The sequence below is a fragment of the Pelagibacterium xiamenense genome, from assembly GCF_021166475.1.
GTDB classification, from domain to species: Bacteria; Pseudomonadota; Alphaproteobacteria; order Rhizobiales; family Devosiaceae; genus Pelagibacterium; species Pelagibacterium xiamenense.
Genome location: NZ_JAJOYS010000003.1, coordinates 61,257 through 80,783 on the forward strand (window position 1 = coordinate 61,257; position 19,527 = coordinate 80,783).

At 63.6% G+C, this 19,527-nt stretch carries 20 protein-coding genes; 13 read left to right on the forward strand and 7 right to left on the reverse strand.

Annotation, left to right across the window (positions count from 1 at the left end):
- The first annotated feature begins 2 nt into the window (after window positions 1–2).
- Window positions 3–1,046, forward strand: a complete 1,044-nt coding sequence (locus LSG43_RS12970; RefSeq protein ID WP_231804858.1) for a polysaccharide deacetylase family protein — start codon at window positions 3–5, stop codon at window positions 1,044–1,046.
- Here the strand turns inward: LSG43_RS12970 and LSG43_RS12975 are convergent, their stop codons facing one another.
- Entirely contained in the window at window positions 1,047–1,250 is a 204-nt protein-coding gene (locus LSG43_RS12975) for a DUF2842 domain-containing protein (RefSeq protein ID WP_231804860.1), read from the reverse strand. It lies immediately after the preceding gene.
- A 194-nt stretch (window positions 1,251–1,444) separates the two neighbouring features.
- On the opposite strand from LSG43_RS12975, the gene LSG43_RS12980 reads away from it, so the two are divergent.
- The 12 genes from LSG43_RS12980 (at window position 1,445) to gmk (ending at window position 12,037) form a co-directional block, all read left to right on the forward strand.
- Window positions 1,445–2,494, forward strand: coding sequence for a COX15/CtaA family protein (locus LSG43_RS12980; protein ID WP_231804862.1), 1,050 nt, complete (start codon window positions 1,445–1,447; stop codon window positions 2,492–2,494).
- Window positions 2,495–2,678: 184 nt separating this feature from the next.
- A complete protein-coding gene (gene rplM, locus LSG43_RS12985; RefSeq protein WP_231804864.1) occupies window positions 2,679–3,143 on the forward strand; it encodes a 50S ribosomal protein L13 in 465 nt (154 codons plus the stop codon).
- 1 nt (window position 3,144) lies between these two features.
- On the forward strand, window positions 3,145–3,624 hold the full coding sequence (rpsI, locus tag LSG43_RS12990; protein ID WP_231804866.1) for a 30S ribosomal protein S9: 480 nt from the start codon (window positions 3,145–3,147) through the stop codon (window positions 3,622–3,624).
- Window positions 3,625–3,799: 175 nt separating this feature from the next.
- Window positions 3,800–4,744, forward strand: coding sequence for an ABC transporter ATP-binding protein (locus tag LSG43_RS12995; protein ID WP_231804868.1), 945 nt, complete (start codon window positions 3,800–3,802; stop codon window positions 4,742–4,744).
- Window positions 4,744–5,505 carry an ABC transporter permease gene (locus tag LSG43_RS13000; protein ID WP_231804870.1) on the forward strand — a complete coding sequence of 254 codons (762 nt, stop codon included), beginning with the start codon at window positions 4,744–4,746 and terminating at the stop codon, window positions 5,503–5,505. Before LSG43_RS12995 ends, LSG43_RS13000 begins: the two co-directional genes overlap by 1 nt.
- Window positions 5,506–5,684: 179 nt before the next feature.
- A complete protein-coding gene (fabD, locus tag LSG43_RS13005; protein ID WP_231804872.1) occupies window positions 5,685–6,635 on the forward strand; it encodes an ACP S-malonyltransferase in 951 nt (316 codons plus the stop codon).
- A gap of 24 nt (window positions 6,636–6,659) precedes the next feature.
- A complete protein-coding gene (gene fabG / locus LSG43_RS13010) occupies window positions 6,660–7,397 on the forward strand; it encodes a 3-oxoacyl-[acyl-carrier-protein] reductase (RefSeq protein WP_231804874.1) in 738 nt (245 codons plus the stop codon).
- A gap of 213 nt (window positions 7,398–7,610) precedes the next feature.
- Window positions 7,611–7,847, forward strand: a complete 237-nt coding sequence (locus tag LSG43_RS13015) for an acyl carrier protein (protein WP_231804876.1) — start codon at window positions 7,611–7,613, stop codon at window positions 7,845–7,847.
- 30 nt (window positions 7,848–7,877) lie between these two features.
- Window positions 7,878–9,137, forward strand: a complete 1,260-nt coding sequence (fabF, locus tag LSG43_RS13020; RefSeq protein ID WP_231805662.1) for a beta-ketoacyl-ACP synthase II — start codon at window positions 7,878–7,880, stop codon at window positions 9,135–9,137.
- 189 nt (window positions 9,138–9,326) lie between these two features.
- On the forward strand, window positions 9,327–10,484 hold the full coding sequence (mltG, locus tag LSG43_RS13025) for an endolytic transglycosylase MltG (RefSeq protein WP_231804879.1): 1,158 nt from the start codon (window positions 9,327–9,329) through the stop codon (window positions 10,482–10,484).
- Between the two features lie 9 nt (window positions 10,485–10,493).
- Window positions 10,494–11,387, forward strand: a complete 894-nt coding sequence (locus tag LSG43_RS13030) for a YicC/YloC family endoribonuclease (RefSeq protein ID WP_231804881.1) — start codon at window positions 10,494–10,496, stop codon at window positions 11,385–11,387.
- Between the two features lie 8 nt (window positions 11,388–11,395).
- Window positions 11,396–12,037 carry a guanylate kinase gene (gmk, locus tag LSG43_RS13035; RefSeq protein WP_231804883.1) on the forward strand — a complete coding sequence of 214 codons (642 nt, stop codon included), beginning with the start codon at window positions 11,396–11,398 and terminating at the stop codon, window positions 12,035–12,037.
- Between the two features lie 11 nt (window positions 12,038–12,048).
- Here gmk and rsmA read toward each other — a convergent pair whose 3' ends face one another.
- The 6 genes from rsmA to LSG43_RS13065 form a co-directional block, all read right to left on the reverse strand.
- The gene (gene rsmA, locus LSG43_RS13040) at window positions 12,049–12,894 is read right to left on the reverse strand and encodes a 16S rRNA (adenine(1518)-N(6)/adenine(1519)-N(6))-dimethyltransferase RsmA (protein ID WP_231804885.1); all 846 of its coding nucleotides are present in this window, start codon (window positions 12,892–12,894) and stop codon (window positions 12,049–12,051) included.
- Complete coding sequence (pdxA, locus tag LSG43_RS13045) at window positions 12,891–13,892, reverse strand: 4-hydroxythreonine-4-phosphate dehydrogenase PdxA (RefSeq protein ID WP_231804887.1); 1,002 nt, start codon at window positions 13,890–13,892, stop codon at window positions 12,891–12,893. Before pdxA ends, rsmA begins: the two co-directional genes overlap by 4 nt.
- A 4-nt stretch (window positions 13,893–13,896) precedes the next feature.
- Complete coding sequence (locus tag LSG43_RS13050; RefSeq protein ID WP_231804889.1) at window positions 13,897–14,817, reverse strand: peptidylprolyl isomerase; 921 nt, start codon at window positions 14,815–14,817, stop codon at window positions 13,897–13,899.
- Window positions 14,818–14,940: 123 nt separating this feature from the next.
- Window positions 14,941–17,250, reverse strand: a complete 2,310-nt coding sequence (locus LSG43_RS13055; RefSeq protein WP_231804891.1) for an LPS-assembly protein LptD — start codon at window positions 17,248–17,250, stop codon at window positions 14,941–14,943.
- Window positions 17,250–18,329 carry an LptF/LptG family permease gene (locus LSG43_RS13060; RefSeq protein WP_231804894.1) on the reverse strand — a complete coding sequence of 360 codons (1,080 nt, stop codon included), beginning with the start codon at window positions 18,327–18,329 and terminating at the stop codon, window positions 17,250–17,252. Before LSG43_RS13060 ends, LSG43_RS13055 begins: the two co-directional genes overlap by 1 nt.
- The gene (locus tag LSG43_RS13065; protein ID WP_231804896.1) at window positions 18,326–19,414 is read right to left on the reverse strand and encodes an LptF/LptG family permease; all 1,089 of its coding nucleotides are present in this window, start codon (window positions 19,412–19,414) and stop codon (window positions 18,326–18,328) included. The genes LSG43_RS13060 and LSG43_RS13065 overlap by 4 nt, the downstream gene beginning before the upstream one ends.
- Window positions 19,415–19,527 lie beyond the last annotated feature (113 nt).

Consider the following 19,527-nt stretch of genomic DNA (forward strand, 5'->3'; position numbering starts at 1 on the left):
GGGTGCGGTATCTCGTCTACCGGGCCGCGTTCGAAGCCCTGGCGCTCCCAGGTGTGGCGCCCCTTGTCCGGCAGTTCTCACGCGCAAAGGGCGTCATTTTCACGCTTCATCGCGTCCTGCCTGAGCCGCCCGCCGCTTTCGCCCCCAACGCGATCTTGCAGGTATCCCCGAACTTTCTCGAAGCGGCCATCGTCAAATCGCGTGCCGCAGGGTTCGATATCGTGGATCTCGACGAGGCCGCCCGCCGCGTCGAATCGGCGGAAAGGACCAAACCCTTCGTCGTCTTCACCTTCGACGACGCCTACCGGGATAACCTTCAATACGCGTTGCCCGTCCTCAAAAAGCACAACGCGCCGTTTACGCTTTTTGTCCCCACGGCGCTCGTCGACGGTGCCGGCCAAGTCTGGTGGCAGGCGCTCGAGGACATCATTGCCGCAAACAAGGTGGTCGTCGTCCCCGGACCCGGAGGGCCCCGCTACGTCGACGCGGCAACGACCCGGCAAAAGCAGAGCCTGTACGACGAACTCTACGCCGCCCACCGGGCCATGCCCGAGCCCGAGCGCGTCGAGGCGATCCGGGCGCTCGCCGGCCGCGCCGGGATTGATCTCGACGCCCATTGCCGGGCGCTGATCATGGACTGGTCGGAACTCAAGACCTTTGCCGAGGAGCCGCTTTGCACCATCGGCGCGCATACGGTCCACCACTACGAGCTCTCCAAGCTCCCCGGCGAGGACATGCGCTTGGAAATCGACCAGTCACGGTCGATCATCAAGGCGCAGTTCGGCGAGGCGCCGGCCCACTTTTCCTATCCCATCGGCAGCCCCGTTGCCGCCGGCCCGCGCGAGTTTGCCACGGTCAAGGAACTGGGATTCCGGACCGCCGTCACCACGCGCCCGGGCGGGCTCTACCGTGAGCACGCGAACCATCTCGAGGCCCTGCCACGGATTTCCCTCAACGGCAGCTTCCAGAAAGAGAGCTTTCTCGATGTCTTTCTGACCGGCGCATTCTTTTCGGTGCTCTCCGGCGGCAAGGTGAACGTCGGCTGACTATTCGGGTTTGGACATCCACCGGATCACGGCCATCGCCGGAAACACCCAGCCGAGCCCGAAAGCGACGAAATAGATAAGGTGAACCCAGGCGGGCGCTCCGACAAGCAGGAGTTCATACCCCCACATGCCGATAATCGCCCACACAACCAGGGTCAGCAGCGTGAGGGCAATCCCGATCGCTTTGCGCTGGCTCTGCGTCATGGCTATGGTTCCCCCTGCGGCGATTGTTGACATTGCGTTGGCCGGGTCATCGCTTTAGCAGTTAAAGCGTTCCCGGCAAAAGCGGATATCGCTTTTGCGGTTCGGGAACGCGACAAGACAATGACCTGGACTATTTCTGCGCCTCCGTGAGAGGCCAAAATGGTCTGGCGCACAGAAAATTCCGGTAAAACGACGTGACCGCGCTTTCCGCCACTGCCCCGCTCGACTACGACCGCCTGCGCCCCGTGCGCATCTGGCTCTATGTCCTTGCGGCCTTCGTTCTCGTTATGGTGCTCGTGGGCGGCGCAACGCGCCTCACCGAATCCGGGTTGTCGATCACGAGCTGGAAGCCCATTTCGGGCATCATTCCGCCCCTGAGCGATGCTGACTGGCAGGCCGAGTTCGAGGCCTATCAGCGCATCCCGCAATACCAGCTCTTCGCCGGCTGGATGGGCGTGGACGAATTCAAGCTCATCTTCTGGTGGGAATGGCTGCATCGCTTCCTGGGCCGCATGCTCGGCTTTGCCTTCGCCATCCCCTTTGTCGTCTTCGTGGCCCAGCGCCGTATTCCGAAAAGCCTCTTCGGTCCGCTCGTCGTCCTCTTTCTTCTCGGCGGCTTTCAGGGTTTCCTGGGCTGGTGGATGGTTTCTTCGGGCCTTTCCGAGCTCACGTCGGTGAGCCAGTATCGCCTCGCCGCGCACCTGACCGCCGCGTGCCTTCTCATGCTGGCGCTCGTTTGGGTCGGCCGCAGCCTCGAGCCGCCGGTCAAAGGTGTCCGGCCGGGCAGGGGATGGGTCGCCGCCATTTGGGTGCTGCTGGCCATGGTCGTCATCCAGATCGCCGCCGGCGCACTCGTCGCCGGCCTCGACGCCGGTCTCTCGCACAACACCTGGCCGCTTATGGACGGACGCCTGATCCCAAACGGCCTGTTCGTCATGGATCCCGCCTGGATCAACCACTTCGAGAATGTGATGACGGTGCAGTTCAACCACCGCAACATTGCCTATGCAACTGTCGTCTTCGTCGGCATTCTGGTCTGGGCCGGGCACAAATCCCCCGGATTCAACGGCGTTCACGGTTGGCTGCCGCGCATCGCGATCATCGTGCTCCTGCAGGTCGTCCTTGGCATCGCTACGCTTCTGAGCGTCGTAAACATCCCGCTCGCGCTCGGCCACCAGGCCCTGGCCTTCATGCTGGCAGCAATGGTGGCTGCCTATCTCTCTGATATGAAACGACTTTCATAGAGGTATTATTATACCGTTTGGTCAAGCCGTTGTTTTTGTGCGATAAATTCTTTTCGCTTGACGACCTCTTGCGCCGCCTGTATCACCCGCGCCGAACAGATCGCAAATCGACTGCAACCCCGATTTCCGCGCGCGGCGCTTCGACTGACGCGGGACGAGGGGTAGATCTTAAGGACACATCAAAATGAAGACCTACTCTGCCAAGGCTGGCGAGATCGAAAAGAAGTGGGTGCTGATCGACGCCAAAGACGTCGTCGTCGGCCGCCTCGCTGCTTTCATCGCCACGCGCCTGCGCGGCAAGCACCTGCCGACCTATACCCCTAACCAGGACATGGGCGACAACGTCATCGTCATCAATGCCGACAAGGTGAAGTTCACCGGCAAGAAGATGGACGACAAGCGCTTTCACTGGCACACCGGCTACCCGGGTGGCATCAAGGACCGCACCATGCGCGAACTCCTTGAGGGCCGTTTCCCCGAGCGTGTCGTCGAGAACGCCGTGCGCCGCATGATGCCCGGCGGCCCGCTTTCGCGCGCCCAGCTCAAGAACCTGCGCGTTTATGCCGGTTCTGAACATCCCCATGAAGCCCAGCAGCCCGAAGCGATCGACGTTGCTGCGCTCAATGCCAAGAATGTGAGGGTGAAGTAATATGTCCGAGACCATCAACTCCCTCGAAGATCTCGGCACCGCCACCGAAGCCGCAGTTTCCGACGCGCCCGTGCGCACCCAGAAGCTCGACCAGTATGGCCGTGCCTATGCCACCGGCAAGCGCAAGGACGCCGTCGCCCGCGTGTGGGTCAAGCCCGGCTCGGGCAAGATCACCGTCAACGGCAAGGAATTCACCGCCTATTTCGCCCGTCCGGTGCTCCAGATGATCCTGCAGCAGCCGATCGTGGCCACCGAGCGCGTCGACCAGTACGACGTCGTCGCGACGGTCTCCGGCGGCGGGCTCTCGGGACAGGCCGGTGCCGTGCGTCACGGCATCTCCCAGGCGCTGACCCTCTACGAGCCCGAACTGCGTGGCGTCCTCAAGAAGGGCGGCTTCCTCACGCGTGACAGCCGTGTCGTCGAACGTAAGAAGTACGGCCGCGCCAAGGCCCGCCGTTCCTTCCAGTTCTCCAAGCGCTAATTTTTATAAAGCGCTTTCAATATCTTGGATGGGCCCGTTTCGCACGGGCCCTTCTTTTTTGACACCTGGGTCTAGTCAAATCGTCGCAGCGTCTTATATAGGCGCCGGGGCCAGATCGCAGAAGCGCAACTGCGGCGCGTCAACGCCCCCGCACCCAAGCCGGAGGGCAAGCCTCATGAACATCCATGCCGCGACCGCCACGGCGGCCGTATCCATTTCCCGTCTCGACAAGACCTATGATACGGGTTTCGAGGCACTCAAGGGGGTCGATCTGGAGATCAGGAAGGGCGAGATTTTCGCGCTTCTGGGTCCCAACGGCGCCGGCAAGACCACGCTCATCGGCACGGTCTGCGGCCTCGTCCGCCCCACGTCGGGTGAAATCCGCGTCGGCGGCTACGACGTTATCAAGGACTTCCGCAAGACCCGCGCTATGATCGGGCTCGTTCCCCAGGAATTGACCGGCGACCGGTTCGAAACCGTCTGGGCGACCGTGAAGTACACCCGCGGCCTGTTCGGCAAGCCGCAGGACGACGCCTACATGGAAAAGCTCCTGCGCGACCTCTCGCTGTGGGAAAAGCGCAACGACAAACTCATTACGCTCTCGGGCGGCATGAAGCGCCGCGTTCTGATTGCCAAGGCCCTTAGCCACCAGCCCCAGATACTGTTCCTCGACGAGCCGACCGCGGGCGTCGATGTCGAACTTCGCAAGGACATGTGGGAAGTGGTGCGCAAGCTGCGCGAAAGCGGCGTCACCATCGTGCTCACGACCCACTATATCGAGGAAGCCGAGCTGATGGCCGACCGGATCGGGGTCATCTCGCGCGGCGAAATCATCCTTGTCGAAGACAAGAACGAACTCATGCGCAAGCTGGGCAAGAAGGATCTGACCATCCAGCTCCAGGAGGCGCTCGAAACCGTTCCGGCACCGCTCGCCGATCTCGGCCTTAAACTCGCGAATGGCGGCACCGAACTGGTCTATTCCTATGACAGCCAGTCCGAGCGCACCGGCATCGCCTCGCTCATGGCCGCCATCAGCGAGGAGGGAATCCGCGTCAAGGACGTCTCGACCCACCAGAGCTCGCTCGAAGAAATTTTTATCGGATTGCTGAAGGACCGGTGATGAATCTCTACGCGATCAAAGCCATCTATATGTTTGAAATGGCGCGCTGGTGGCGCACCATTACCCAGTCGATCATCTCCCCGGTCGTCTCCACCTCGCTCTATTTCGTGGTCTTCGGCGCGGCGATCGGCTCGCGCATCGAGTCGGTCGAAGGCGTCTCCTACGCATCCTTCATCGTGCCGGGGCTGATCATGCTCTCGCTCCTGCAGCAATCGCTCTCGAACGCCTCATTCGGCATCTACTTCCCCAAATTCGCCGGCACCATCTACGAGATTCTGTCCGCGCCGATTTCCCACGTCGAAACCGTCATCGCCTTTGTGGGCGCCGCGGCGACCAAATCGGTCATTCTGGCGTTGATTATCCTCGCCACCGCTACACTCTTCGTTGACGTCGAGGTCCAGCATCCCTTTGCGATGGTGGCGTTCCTCATTCTCACCGCACTGACGTTCTCGATGCTGGGGTTCATAATCGGCATCTGGGCCGACAATTTCGAAAAGCTCCAGCTCATTCCGCTTCTGGTCGTGACCCCGCTCGCCTTCCTCGGCGGCACCTTCTATTCGATTTCGATGCTGCCTGAAGGCTGGCAGACGGTCGCACTCTTCAATCCGGTCGTGTACCTCGTCTCGGGCTTCCGCTGGAGCTTTTACGGCACCGCCGACGTCAACGTCTGGATCAGCCTCGGGATGACGCTCGTGTTCCTCGGGATTTCGCTCGGGATCGTCACCTGGATCTTCAAGACCGGGTATCGGCTGCGCACGTAACCCACAGGCTTTCGGTCCACCTTCTTGACTTCGCCCGGTTTTCGGGGCACCTCGCCCGGGAACGTGTCCGGAGAATGTGGTTATCCGCACACGCGACAGAACAAGGACTTGAGGAGGCCGGGCCGAAAGCGGATTTGGCCGGCTCCCTCAAATGACGGTTTACCGACACGAGGGCATCGATGAGCAAACCGGCTTTCACCTTCCCCGGTCAGGGGAGCCAGGCCGTTGGCATGGGCAAGGACCTTGCGGGGGCCTACCCGGAGGCACGCGCGGTCTTTGACGAGGTCGATGACGCGCTGGGTCTCAAACTTTCGGCGATCATGTTCGAGGGCCCGGACGACACCCTGCGGCTGACTGAAAATGCCCAGCCGGCGCTCATGGCCGCTTCGATCGCCGTTATCCGCGTGCTTGAGGCGCGCGGCGTCACGGTCGGCGGGACCGCCAGCTTCGTCGCCGGCCACTCGCTGGGTGAGTATTCCGCCCTCTGCGCCGCCGGCACTTTTTCACTCGCCGATACCGCCCGGCTGCTCCAGATCCGCGGCCGCGCCATGCAGCAGGCCGTGCCTGTCGGGCAGGGCGCGATGGCCGCTATCCTCGGGCTCGAGTTCGACGCGGTAAAGGAAATCGCCGAGGCGGCGCGTGGCGACGATGTCTGTGACGTCGCCAACGACAACGCCCCCGGCCAGGTCGTCGTCTCCGGCAACGCCGCCGCCGTGGATCGCGCCATTGCGCTGGCCAAGGAAAAGGGCGCCAAGCGCGCTCTGCCGCTGCCGGTAAGCGCACCGTTCCACTGCGCCCTGATGGGTCCTGCCGCAGAGGCTATGCAAACGGCGCTCGCGGAGGTCGAGATGAACGCCCCCGTCGTCCCGGTCGTTGCCAACGTCCTCGCTGCGCCCATCTCTGACCCCGACGACATCCGCCAGCGCCTCGTCGAGCAGGTCACAGGCATGGTCCGCTGGACGGAAAGCGTCGCCTGGCTCACCGGCGAAGGCGGCGTGACCGAACTCTATGAACTGGGCACCGGCAAAGTGCTGTCCGGGCTAGCCAAGCGTATCGCGAAAGACGCAAGCGCGCAGGCCATCGGAACGGTCGACGATATCGCCGCGTTCCTCGATGCGCGCGGCCAATAAGGAACGGGTAGGGGAGTGAGTTTCATGTTCGATCTAAGCGGAAAGCGCGCGCTCGTCACCGGCGCCTCGGGCGGCATCGGCAGCGCCATCGCCAAGGCCCTCGCCTCGCAGGGCGCAATCGTCGCCTTGAGCGGCACGCGCGTCGGCGCGCTCGAAGACGTCGCCAGGGACATTCCCGGGGAAACCCATGTTCTGCCGTGCAATTTGAGCGATCTCGACGCCGTCGAGCGCCTTGTCCCGGACGCGGAAGCCGCAATGGGCGGCGTCGACATCCTCATCAACAACGCCGGCATGACCCGCGACAACATCTTCATGCGCATGAAGGACGAGGAGTGGGACGACGTCCTCTCGATCAACCTCACCGCGCCCTTCCATCTGACCCGCGCTGCCATCCGCGGCATGATGAAGCGCCGTTTCGGCCGTATCATCTCGATTACCTCGGTCGTCGGTGTCGTGGGCAACCCCGGCCAGGGCAATTACGCGGCCTCCAAGGCCGGCCTCGCGGGCATGTCCAAATCGCTGGCCTACGAAGTCGCCAGCCGCGGCATCACCGTCAACACCATCGCTCCGGGCTTCATCGCCTCGGCGATGACCGACGAGCTCAACGAAAAGCAGCACGAATCCATCCTCACCAAGGTCCCCGCCGGCCGTCTCGGCACCTCCGACGAAGTCGCCGCCTGCGCGGTCTTCCTGGCCTCCGATGCGGCGGGCTACGTCACCGGCCACACCCTGAACGTCAACGGCGGGATGGTGATGATTTAGCGCCAGAAAGGGGCTTGCACCGCCCCGCATTGGCGATATGGTCAATCTCAACAAAGTGTGATAATCCCCGCCGCACATTGTGGCCGGAAGGGCAGGAACAAGGGTAGTCCAGACCTTCAACCGCGTTGCAAAAAGGGTCCTCACAAGGGATGTTGCCCCAAGCACGCACAGTGAGTTTTAACCCCAGTCAATCTCTAAATAAGGGAAGTCAACATGAGCGACATCGAAGATCGCGTCCGTAAAATCGTTGTGGAGCACCTGAACGTCGAAGCCGATAAAGTCACCGAGAAGGCCAGCTTCATGGACGATCTGGGTGCGGACTCGCTCGATCAGGTCGAACTCGTGATGGCGTTCGAAGAAGAATTCGGCGTCGAGATCCCCGATGACGCTGCCGAGTCGATCCAGACCTTCGGCGACGCCGTCGCGTTCCTCTCCAAGGCGAGCGCGTAGGCGGCCTAGCGCCTGTATCTTGGCATGAACATGCGTCGCGTCGTCGTTACAGGTCTCGGGATCGTCAGCCCTTTGGGCGTCGGTCACGAGATCGTCTGGTCCAATATCCTGGCATCCAAGAGCGGCGCGCAGCGCGTGACCGATTTCGAGGTAGACGATCTGCCCTGCCAGATCGCCTGCCGCATCCCTTTGGGCGACACCGCCGAGGGCAAGTTCAATCCCGACGATTGGATGGAGCCCAAGGAGCAACGCAAGGTCGATCCCTTCATCGTCTATGCGATGGCTGCCGCCACCCAGGCGCTCAGCGATTCAGGCCTGGAGCTCAAGACCGATGAGGAAAAGGAACGCGCCGGCGTTCTTATCGGCTCGGGCATCGGCGGTATCGGAGGTATCTACGACGCCTCCATCGCCCTTAATGAAAAAGGCCCGCGCCGCATCAGCCCGTTCTTCATTCCCGGGCGCCTCATCAATCTCGCCTCGGGCTATGTCTCGATCAATCACGGCCTCAAGGGCCCCAACCATTCGGTCGTTACGGCCTGCTCGACCGGCGCTCACGCCATCGGCGACGCGGCGCGACTGATCGCGCTCGACGATGCCGACGTCATGGTCGCCGGCGGCGCAGAATCCCCGGTCAACCGCCTCTCGCTGGCGGGATTCGCGGCCTGTCGGGCGCTCTCGACGGGTTTCAACGACGCCCCCGAAAAAGGCTCGCGCCCCTACGACAAGGACCGCGACGGCTTCGTCATGGGCGAGGGCTCGGGTGTCGTCGTGCTCGAAGAGTATGAGCGCGCCAAGGCGCGTGGCGCCCACATCTACGGCGAAGTCATCGGCTACGGCCTTTCAGGCGACGCCTACCACATCACCGCGCCCTCCGAAGACGGCAATGGCGGCTATCGGTCCATGGCAGCGGCCATCAAGCGCGCCGGCATTTCGCCCTCCGATATCGACTACATCAACGCCCATGGTACCTCGACCCCGCTCGGCGACGAGATCGAACTGGGTGCAGTGACCCGCCTTCTGGGCGACGCCGCGTCCGGTGTGGTCATGAGTTCGACCAAATCAGCTGTCGGCCACCTCCTTGGGGCTGCCGGCGCGGTCGAGGCGATCTTCTCGCTCCTTGCCATTCGCGACAACGTGGCACCGCCCACGATCAATCTCGACAACCCATCCGTCGAAACGCCGATCAACCTCGCCCCGCACAAGCCGGTCGAGCGCGAGATCAATATTGCGCTTTCGAACTCCTTCGGTTTCGGCGGTACCAACGCCTCGCTGATCTTCCGCGCGGTCTAGCCAGCGGTCGTCGCGTCCTGCCGGCACGCGTGGCAAGGACCCCTGAACGCCTGTCGAAATCCGGCGCCACCACTTGTTTTTGCCGGATTTCTTGGCGCATATGGCGGGGCGGGTTCGCCAGTGTCGAATCCCCTAAAAGCGCCAATAGGGGACCCAATCCCCACCAGATCAAGGGATGAGCATCAGCGCATGGCCGAGAAGACCAGAAAGCAGAAACGCCGCCGCTCCCGCAACGGGTTCGTCGAGGCCATCAACGGCCTGTTGTCGCTGATCCTACTGGTGCTGCTGCTCGTCGCCGGCGGTTTCGTCTATGCGGTCATGCAGTTCAACGCCGAAGGTCCGTTCGAGGAAGACCGCAGCTTCGTCGTCGAGCCCGGAAACGTCCTTTCGACCGTCGCAGACCGGCTCGAAGAGCAGGGCTTCATCACCAACGCCGATCTGTTCAATTACGGCTCGCGCTTCATCAGCCGCGGCAACGACCTCAAGGCTGGCGAGTTCAACATCGCCGCCGGCGCCTCGATGCTCGATATTATCCGTGAATTGACCGAAGGTACGCCTGTCCTGCACCACGTCATCGTCCCGGAAGGCTTCACGTCCTGGCAGGTCGTAGAGCGCGTCAACGCCGACCCCGACCTGACCGGTTCGATCGATGTGCTGCCCGTCGAAGGCAGTCTGTTGCCCGGTTCCTATACCTACCAGCGCGGCGATTCCCGCCAGTCCGTCATCGATGCGATGCAACTGGCAATGGATGATGCGGTTGCCGAAGTCTGGGCGAACCGTGCCGAGGATCTTCCGCTTCAGTCGCCCGAGGAACTCGTAACGCTCGCCTCGATTGTCGAAAAGGAAACCGCCGTTCCTGAAGAACGCCCGACAATCGCAGGCGTCTTCGTCAACCGCCTCGAGATCGGCATGCGGCTCCAGTCCGACCCGACGATCATCTATGGCATCACGCTTGGCCAGAGCACGCTCGGCCGCGGCCTGCGCCGCTCCGAGATCGAGGAGGCGACACCTTACAATACCTACCAGATCGATGGCCTGCCGCCCGGTCCGATCGCCAACCCGGGCATCGAATCCCTGCGCGCTGCAGCGAATCCGGAAGAAACAGAGGCGCTCTATTTCGTCGCCGACGGCACCGGCGGGCACGTCTTTGCCAACAGCTATGCCGAGCACCAGGCCAATGTCGCCGCATGGCGCGAGATTGAGGCAGAGCGTGCCGAGGCCGAAGCGGAAGCCGAGGCCCAGGCCGCCATGGACGAGATCGCACAGGAAGAGGCCCAGGAAGCCGGCCTCGTCGAGGATGCCGCTACGACCGAGGAAGGCGCGGCGGAAGAAACCCAGAGCCAGTAGGGGGCGAAGATGGGGGACACGCTGGCCAGCATGACTGGCTTCGGCCGCGCCGCGGCGCACGCCGAAGGCTGCGCGATCGTCTGCGAAATCAAGGCCGTAAACGGACGCGGTCTCGACATACGCACGCGCCTGTCTTCTGGTTTCGACGTGCTTGAAACCGATATCCGCCGTATCGTCGGCAGCAAGGTCTCCCGTGGCTCGGTCTCGGTCTATCTCAACGTCCAGCGGGAGGCCGGGGCGGCGCGGCTAGTGGTCAACACCCAGGCCCTGGAGTCGGTCCTCGAGGCCATCGATGCGCTCAAACACAAGATCGACGCCGAAATGCCTTCGATAGACGGCATCCTCGCGCTCAAGGGCGTCGTCGATACCGTCGATACCGAGCTGTCCGCCGACGCGGAGGAACGCCTCCACACGGCCATCCGCGACTGCATCGCCACCGCCGTGACCGGGCTTCTCGACGTTCGCCGGCGCGAGGGGGAGCAGATCGCCGCCGTCATCGCCCGCCGCATCGATGACATCGCGGCCCTGACCGCCCAGGCCGAGGACCATCCCGCGCGCTCGCGCGAAGCGATCCTCGCCCGGCTCAAGGAGCAGGTCCGCACGCTTCTTGATAGCGACAACGGGCTGAGCGAAGAGCGCCTGCACGCCGAAGCGCTGGTCCTCGCCACCAAGGCCGATATCCGCGAAGAGCTCGACCGCCTGAAGGCCCACGTCGATGCCGCCCGTGGACTGCTCGAAATGGGCGGCCCGGTCGGCCGCAAGCTCGATTTCCTCTCGCAGGAATTCAACCGCGAGGCCAACACCTTGTGTTCCAAGAGCAATGATGTGGGCTTGACCCGCATCGGCCTTGACCTCAAGGCGGCGATCGATCAGTTACGGGAGCAGGTTCAGAACCTGGAGTAAGTAAAAGAATGGATTTCGCGCGCCGCGGCGTCATGCTGGTCATAGCCTCGCCCTCGGGCGCCGGAAAATCCTCGATCTCCCGCGCCCTTTTCGCGCAGGACCCCAACATTCGCCTTTCGGTCTCCGTCACCACCCGCGCCCGCCGCACCGACGAGATCGACGGCACGCACTACGATTTCATCGACGTCCCGACCTTCGAGAAGATGCGCGACAACGGCGAATTGCTCGAATGGGCAGAAGTGCACGGCAACTACTACGCCACCCCCCGCGCCAAGGTCGAAGACCGCCTGGCCTCGGGCAAGGATATCCTCTTCGATATCGACTATCAGGGCACGCTCCAGCTCTACGAGAACTGCCGGGACGACATGGTGACGGTCTTCATCCTGCCGCCCTCCATCGCCGAACTCCGCGCCCGCCTCGAACGCCGGGCGCAGGACAGCGTCGGGACCATCGAAAAGCGCCTGCGCAACGCCCGCAAGGAAATGGACCACTATGCCGAATACGACTTCGTGCTGGTGAACGAGGACCTCGAGGATTCAGTCCAGAAAGTCCGCTCCATCCTCGCCTCCGCCCGCCTGGGCCGCACCCGGCAGACCAGGCTCGACGGCTTCGTCCGCGACCTTCAGAGCCAGATCGACACGCTGGGGTAGGGGCCTCGGACTTATCCCCGAAGCGCTGCAACAGCGCGCGCCAGCGCCACATACGTCGCCACCGGCAGGTTCTCTGCCCGCTCTTCGCCTGACAGTCCCAGGGGCTCCAACAGCGCGCCAAGCGGCACCCCGAGCCCCTTGAGGCTCTGCCGTATCATCTTCCGCCGCTGCCCGAAGGCGTAGCGCGTGACCTCTTCCATCGCCTTGACAGGCACATCCGCTTCAACCGGCCTAGGCACCATATGCACCACCGCCGATGTCACCTTCGGCGGCGGCGTGAACGCGTTCCGGTCCACCTTGAGCGCTATGCGCGCATGCGTCCGCCAGCCCGAGAGCACCCCCAGCCGCCCATAGGCCTTGTCCCCCGGTACGGCGCAAATCCTGTCCGCGACCTCCTTCTGGAACATCAGCGTCAGGCTCTCGAACCACGCCGGCCAGGGGTCTTCGGAAAGCCACCCGGTCAAAAGCGGTGTCGCGATATTGTAGGGGAGGTTGGCCACGATCTTCGTCCTCCCGTCGGCCAGCGCGCGATAGTCCACGGCGAGCGCATCGTCGGAAATGACCTCCAGCCGCCCCGGGTAAGCGTCGGCAATTTGCGCCAGGGCCGGCATCGTCCGCTCGTCCCGCTCGATGGCAACGACCTTCTTCGCTCCGGCGGCGAGCAATGCCCGCGTGAGACCGCCCGGCCCGGGTCCGACCTCGATCACCGTGACGTCTGAAAGCTCCCCCGCCGCGCGCGCAATCCGCATGGTGAGGTTGAGATCGAGCAGAAAATTCTGCCCCAGCTCCTTTTTCGCGCGCAGGCCATGCTCGGCAATAACCTCGCGCAGCGGGGGAAGGGCGTCGATCTGGCTCATGCCATCGCGTCCGCCAGCCTGAGCGCCGCGAGCATGGATTTGGCCGAGGCGTTGCCCGACCCCGCCAGCGAAAACGCGGTCCCATGATCGGGCGAGGTGCGCACGATCGGCAAACCCAGCGTCACATTGACCCCAGCATCGAACGCCAGCGCCTTGATCGGGATCAGCGCCTGATCGTGATACATGGCGATGACCGCGTCAAATTCCCGCCAGTGCGGCGGATGAAAGAGCGTATCGCCCGAAAGCGGACCCGTAACGTCGAACCCCTCGGCCTTGAGCCGCGCCAGTGCAGGGGCGATTACCTCGATTTCCTCGCGCCCGATCGTCCCGTCTTCCCCCGCATGCGGATTGAGGCCCGCAACCGCGATTCGGGGCGCGGCGATACCGAATCGCGCCGTAAGGTCCGCGACCACAACCCGTACCGTCTCCTCGATCAGCGCCCCGGAAATCATTCCCGGCACGGCGGCGAGCGGCACGTGGATCGTCAGCGGAACGACCCGCAAATCCTCGTGTGCCAGCATCATCACCGGATGCGGAGCGGCCCCGTCGTCAGCGCATAGCGCCGCCAGAAACTCCGTATGCCCCGGATGGCTGAACCCCGCCCCATAAAGCGCGGCCTTGTGGATCGGTGCCGTCACCAGCGCCCGTGCGCGGCCATCCCGCACATCCGCCACCGCCCGCGCTATAGCCTCGATCACCACAGGCGCGGCTGCCGCATCGGGTTTACCCGGCCGGTCCTTGACGTCGCCGTCGAGGTCCACCACCGGCAAGCCGAACGCCCACACTTCCGCGGCGTTCTCGACATCCGTTGCAATACAATCGATCCGCAGCCCCAGCCGCGCCGCCCGCGCGGCGAGAAATTCCGCAACGCCATAGACGGCGAAAACCGGCAGGTCATGTGCCTGCCGGTCCGCATAAAGCTGCAAAATGAGATCGGGGCCGATCCCGGCCGGCTCCCCCATCGAAACCGCGAGGGGGAGCGCCTTTTCATCCGTCATGGGCTTAGCGGCGAATAATCGCCGCTTCGTTGCGCAGACGTTCGAGATAGGCCTCGGCCTGTTGCTCGAGCGCATCCTGGCCGGCTTCCTGCCGCAGGTCCTGCTTGATGAAGGTCAGGTCGCGCGCTTCCGCCTTTTCGCAGATCGCGTACATCGAAACGCCGTTCTCGGTCACCCGCGGCCGCGTCAGCTGGCCCACGGTCAGTCCCGCGAGCTCATTGGCGATCGCCTCGGGCATCTGCGTTGCGTGCCTGCGCCCGATATCGATCACCGCCGCGTCCTGATACTGCAGCACCTGTTCGACAGCCCCGCCGCAGCCCTGAAAGCCCGAACGATACTGATTGGCCTCCGCCGTCCGCCGCGAGGCCGACATACCCGAGCCGTCAGCGATCACGAAAATCACTTCCTTGAGGATATAGTCGAAGCTCGACGTCTCCTCGAGCTGCTGCTCGGCCTGGATGTCGAGTTCGAGTTCGGAAATCTGCACCCGCGGCGAAATCACCTGCCGCACCACCTGCTGCCAGGCAATAGCCGCCCGCAGCCGCGACCGTAGCGTATTGGGATCGACGCCGTTCTGGGTGAGAACCTGATTGAGGTTCGAAACGCTCACATTCATGTTCGATGCGATGTTGCCGTAAGCCTGGTCGACCTGCGCGTCCGTGACGGCGATCCCCACGCGCTCGGCTTCGGCCAGCTTGATCGCGTCGTCGATCAGCTCATCCGTCGCCATCTGCGTGCGGTTGGAATTCGAGCTCCCGCGCCCTTCGATACGAAGCAATTGCGCGCGCGCATTGATTTGCTGATCTGTGATCTGCGTGCCGTTGACGGTCACCTGAACCGACTGCGCCTGCGCTGCGGCACCGGCAAGAACAAGGCCCAGGGCCAGCCAGACCGCTGCGGTCCGTACGGCAATCCAACGTATCATCGTCACTGTGCTCCCATTGACGCGGGGGGTATTGTCGGTGCTTGGCACCATAATCCTGCCCGCCGTGCAACTCAAATCTTGCGCTCGCCCCGGGTGGTCCGACACAAATGCGGCCAAATTCGGCTATTCGTCGTCCCAGCTGTAGCCGAAATCGACGATCTCATCCCGCGCTCCGGTCCGCAGGATCAGCTTGAACTCGACCGCGAAATCGTCCGCCCATGCCTCCGGCGGTCCGTCCGCCCGCGCGCCCAGCCCGAAGGCGAGGTAGTCGTCGTCGTATTCGAGCGCCGCCGCCGTCCTGATAAGTTCGCTTTCGCGCAGATCGTACCGTGTGCCCGCCGTCAGGCTCCAATAATCGAAAAGCGGCACGGTGACTTCGACGCCGACGTCCTCGCGATAATCCTCGACCCCGAGCGCCGCATTCTCGGCTTCATAGGAATAGGTCGCGGCAACCGTAAAGTCGTTCCAGGTCGATCGAGCCCGCGCATCAAGGCTCGGCACGGTACCGGTCTCGGGGTCGTACTGCACCCCGAACCCGCCCGTCAGATAGGGCGTAAACCCGCCCTCGACGGCCGCCACGATATAAGACGCATCCCGGTCGAGCCCCGATCCGATCCCGGCCGTCGACCCGTCCGTTTGCGTATACCCGTTCTCGCCGGCCAGGTGAAACGACTGCCCGATCACCGTGTTGATCCAGGCGCCGTTGTCGAACTGTGTCTGGCTCTGCACGCCCAGATTGGCCCTCAACCCCGTATCCTGCCGGTCCGCCCCCGACCAGCGGTTGAAACTGAAGATATTCGAGCCGTCGAGCACGAGGCTCTGCGCGTCGTTGTTGACAATCCCCACGACGCTCTCGCCGCTCCCGCGATAGACCAACTGCCCCACCGGCTCGATCGTCGTCGCGACCCCTTCGGCCTTGGCGAGAAGCGGATAGCGCACGTCGAGCGCGGCGATCGGCGTTGCCGTGAACCGCGTCTCTTCCCCCGGCGCACCCGCGGCGCTGCTCCCCCCGTCGTAATAGGCGAGGTCCAGCCTGCCGCCCGCATAGGGCGAAACCGTCACGCCCCCGGGCGCAATCCAGGTCTCCGTCCACCCCGCTTCCCCCGAAAGGTGCCAGGCATTCCCGGCATAACCGTACGCATACTGCTCGCCGTCAAAGACCCCGCTCTCGTGATCCAGTCCGCGCGCAATCCCGGTCATCGTGCCGCTGAAGATCACCTCGCCCGAGCCCGCGCCCAGATCGACGACGTGCTCGCCCTCGGCGAACGGCGCCACGAATGCCTGTCGATCCTGCGCCGCCTCGTACTCATCCCAGCTTGCCCAACGCGTCGACTTGCTCCCCAGCGGCACATATTGCCGGAACCGGATATTGGCCCAGCTCTGCGCGGTCAGATACTCGGCATAGACCTCGTTGCGCTTGGTCCCGTCGTCGATATCGTAATCCGGCAGGAACCCCGGATCGGTGAACGCGGTATAAGACCATCCCAGCGTCCAGTCCTCGGTCGGCTCGAACGTCCCGCTCGTCTGCACCGCCCCCCGAAAGCGCCGTTCGGCGAGCCCGGTATAGGCCCCCGGGTCGAGCTGATAGATCCCCGATGTCTCGACACTATAGGAAACCGGCCCCGTTGCACCCGTAAATCGGGCCCCCAGCATCAGCCCCTGGCGTGAAAACACCGTCGGTGTCAGCAACAGCGTACCGCCGGCAACCCGCTGACGGAAAAGGGGAAACGAAAGCCCGTGTCCGCGCTGCTCGTCATAGCTGTAGATCGGCAATTCGAGTTCGCCGTCCGAAGGCACCGTCAGCCAGGGCAGCCAGAGCACCGGCACGCCCAGCAGCGCCAGTGTCGGCGCTTCGAAATAGATCGTCTGCTCGGTTTCGTCCGTCACGATCCGGGCGGCCTTCACGGTCCAGCCGATCGTTCCGGCATGCGTGCCGATGCACTCCCCGCACGGCGCATAGAGCCCTTCGGTATAGACCCGCTCGACGCCCTCGTCGAAACTGGTTTCCGCCGCCGAAAACCGCGATCCGTCCGGAAACGCGACCGTCAGCGCCTCGAGAAACCCGCGCTTGAAGCTGTCCGTCAATTCGACCCGGTCGGCGATGTATTCAACGCCCTCGGGATCGATCAGCGCGACATTGCCGACGAGTTCGACGCGGTCCGTCCGCTGATAGTAGATCGCCTGGTCGGCCGTGGCGCGATAGCCCTGGAAGAAGATCCCGACATTCCCGCTTGCGATGACGGTTTCGGTATTGGCGTTAAAGACCATGGTGTCGGCGGATACCGCCATGCGTCCGCCCGGATCGGCAGGAATAAGCGCGAAAAAGTTCGCCGGTACGATCTGCTGTGCGGACGCCGGGTCTGTTAGGGCGGCAAGCACGGCAAGCGCGCATAAGGCCCTGCGCCAGGCGCGCGGCTTACAGCTGGTCCCCATCAAACGCGCCCATCTTCCCTATAAAGGATCACGGACAATCCGATCGTCACCGCCGCGATGGCCGGACCCCACGCCGCGGCAACCGGATCGAGTACGCCGGCCGACCCCGCCCGGTCGGCCATTTCCGTGATCATGAACACAACTAATCCCAACACGATACCATAAAGCACGGTCCAGCCGTAGTGGCCGGTGCGGCGATACCCTCCTGTAAACGCAAAGGCGATGAGCAGTGAACCCACAAGCAGCAGCGGCATGGCGGTCAGCTTATGGAAGCGGGTTTCCGCCGCCGCCTGCGCATAAGGGTCGCCGACGCCGCGTTGCAGCGCGCGCGCGAGCGCGAACCACGACAGATCTTCTGCAGTCCCCAGCTTGAGGCTCAGTTCCGACAGTGAGGCGTTCGTGGCGATCCGGTAGACCGCAAACGGCTGCGGGGGACTGTCCACGTCCAGCGTCACGCCGTTTTCAAGTCGCCAGGCGCCGCGTTCGAGATAGGCTGCCTCCGCATGGACGCGCGTCCCGCGTTCGCCTGCGGGCAACTGCCGGAACACCGAAACGTCCCGCAGCTCGGCCCCGCCGTGAAGCACCGCCTCGGCAAAAAGCATGAAATCGCCGTCGCTGCCCGTCTGGCTGAACCAGGTCGCCCGGTTCTGCACCCCATAGGCTCGTCCCCAGCCGATCTGCGCGGCATCGAGCTCCTGATAGGCCCGGATCGCCAGACTGTCGACAACGGTCGCGATCAGCGCACCGCACAGGACAATGGCAATCAGCGGCCAGCGCAGCACGGCCCATATCGATTGCCCGGACGCGTTCACCACCACCATCTCGCGATAGCGGTGCAATTCGATAAGTCCAACGATTGCCCCCAAAAGCACCGTCACGGGTAGCCCCAGAAGGCTCCAGCGCAGCGCCGAGAGGAACGAAAGCGCGGTCGCCGTCCAGGGCCCCGCGATCTCCGCGGTCTGGTTGAACCGCCCGATATCGAGGAACTCGACGAGGAGGATGATGCCGTAGAAAATCCCCACCACCAATCCGATCCGGCTGGCAAGGCGCACGACCATCAGATGCCCGATCCGGCTCATGCCCGCGCCCTCCTCGGAAAGGCGGGTGGGCTCGCATAACGCATTCGATAGGCGAAGAGCGCCACCGCGAATGCGAGGATCGCGCTCGGGGCGATGTAGTGGTTCGCGCCACCGCCCGAAAACGCGCTCACGGCCTGTTCGGCAAAGGCGATAACGAGGATGACGAGTTCCATCGGCGCCCGGAACCCGCCGCGCCGGCCATGTGGGAACCCGGCCAGGCTGGCGGCAAGAAAACAGAACGCAACGGCGCGCAGCCCGTCCGCGAGCCGCGAATGCACCGCCGCAAGAGCCCGGCCCGGGTGCGCGATTGCGTCCCTTGCGAGCGCATCGAGAAGCGCTGGCGTATCGAGCTGGTCGATCCCGGCATCCGGGCGCGAGGAGTCGATGAGGCTCGCAAGGCTGATGTGATATTGCCCGAACGCGATCTGGCTCAGCCCCTGTTGTTCCGCACTCTCGTACTGGATGGCGCCGTCGTTGAGAATGAGCTGGTACCCGCTCGCATCCTCATAGACCCGCGCGGTGTCGGCAAAATAGGTGCGCCGCGTGTCGCTGGTCGTGTCGTCGAAAAAGAACTCGACCAGCGTGCCGTCGGCGCGCCGGCCGCCGATGGAAAAGACGAGCCCGTCCTGAAGCTCGGTGAACTGCCCCGGCACAAGCGCGCGCCCCACGACGTCCGCCGCGATATCCGCCGACCATTCGGCCGATACCCGCCGCGCGTGGGGCTCGATCCAGTGTGCCACCGCGCCCACGGCCAGCATGCCGATAACCGTGAAGACCGCAATCGACGTCCAGAGCGCCGGCGTGCGCTGGGCAGCGTGGATCGTGTGCAACTCGCGGGAGGATTGCAGTGCTCTCAACCCCCTGACGAGACCGATCGCAAGGCAGACATAAAGGATCGAGCGCGCATAGCTCGGAGTCGTCAGCGCGCTTTGTCCCATGAGCGTCAGGATGTTCTGGCCCTGCGAGGAGACGAGGTCGAAGAGCCGCAAGAGCTGCATGAGCCAGATGAGCGCCCCACCGGCCAGAAAGATCGTCAGCGCCTGAACGAAAAACTGGGCCGTCAGATATCGCGATAAGCGGTCCATGGATACTCTGGCACTTGGGTCGGCGGAATGCCCCGATGACGGCTTGAGTCATCCGGACGACGTCTGAGGCTACCTTAGATCGATTTGATGAAAAGGCGATACAGCACTTTCCT

What these genes read in the sequence shown, in the direction of transcription:
- rpsI (WP_231804866.1), top strand. Translation starts at nt 3,145, where the DNA reads ATGTCCGAGACCATCAACTCCCTCGAAGATCTCGGCACCGCCACCGAA.
- gmk (WP_231804883.1), top strand. Translation starts at nt 11,396, where the DNA reads ATGGATTTCGCGCGCCGCGGCGTCATGCTGGTCATAGCCTCGCCCTCG.
- fabD (WP_231804872.1), top strand. Translation starts at nt 5,685, where the DNA reads ATGAGCAAACCGGCTTTCACCTTCCCCGGTCAGGGGAGCCAGGCCGTT.
- LSG43_RS13055 (WP_231804891.1), bottom strand. Translation starts at nt 17,250, where the DNA reads ATGGGGACCAGCTGTAAGCCGCGCGCCTGGCGCAGGGCCTTATGCGCG.
- fabF (WP_231805662.1), top strand. Translation starts at nt 7,878, where the DNA reads ATGCGTCGCGTCGTCGTTACAGGTCTCGGGATCGTCAGCCCTTTGGGC.
- fabG (WP_231804874.1), top strand. Translation starts at nt 6,660, where the DNA reads ATGTTCGATCTAAGCGGAAAGCGCGCGCTCGTCACCGGCGCCTCGGGC.
- LSG43_RS13000 (WP_231804870.1), top strand. Translation starts at nt 4,744, where the DNA reads ATGAATCTCTACGCGATCAAAGCCATCTATATGTTTGAAATGGCGCGC.
- LSG43_RS12995 (WP_231804868.1), top strand. Translation starts at nt 3,800, where the DNA reads ATGAACATCCATGCCGCGACCGCCACGGCGGCCGTATCCATTTCCCGT.
- mltG (WP_231804879.1), top strand. Translation starts at nt 9,327, where the DNA reads ATGGCCGAGAAGACCAGAAAGCAGAAACGCCGCCGCTCCCGCAACGGG.
- LSG43_RS13030 (WP_231804881.1), top strand. Translation starts at nt 10,494, where the DNA reads ATGGGGGACACGCTGGCCAGCATGACTGGCTTCGGCCGCGCCGCGGCG.
- LSG43_RS13050 (WP_231804889.1), bottom strand. Translation starts at nt 14,817, where the DNA reads ATGATACGTTGGATTGCCGTACGGACCGCAGCGGTCTGGCTGGCCCTG.
- LSG43_RS13060 (WP_231804894.1), bottom strand. Translation starts at nt 18,329, where the DNA reads ATGAGCCGGATCGGGCATCTGATGGTCGTGCGCCTTGCCAGCCGGATC.
- rsmA (WP_231804885.1), bottom strand. Translation starts at nt 12,894, where the DNA reads ATGAGCCAGATCGACGCCCTTCCCCCGCTGCGCGAGGTTATTGCCGAG.
- LSG43_RS13065 (WP_231804896.1), bottom strand. Translation starts at nt 19,414, where the DNA reads ATGGACCGCTTATCGCGATATCTGACGGCCCAGTTTTTCGTTCAGGCG.
- pdxA (WP_231804887.1), bottom strand. Translation starts at nt 13,892, where the DNA reads ATGACGGATGAAAAGGCGCTCCCCCTCGCGGTTTCGATGGGGGAGCCG.
- LSG43_RS13015 (WP_231804876.1), top strand. Translation starts at nt 7,611, where the DNA reads ATGAGCGACATCGAAGATCGCGTCCGTAAAATCGTTGTGGAGCACCTG.
- rplM (WP_231804864.1), top strand. Translation starts at nt 2,679, where the DNA reads ATGAAGACCTACTCTGCCAAGGCTGGCGAGATCGAAAAGAAGTGGGTG.
- LSG43_RS12975 (WP_231804860.1), bottom strand. Translation starts at nt 1,250, where the DNA reads ATGACGCAGAGCCAGCGCAAAGCGATCGGGATTGCCCTCACGCTGCTG.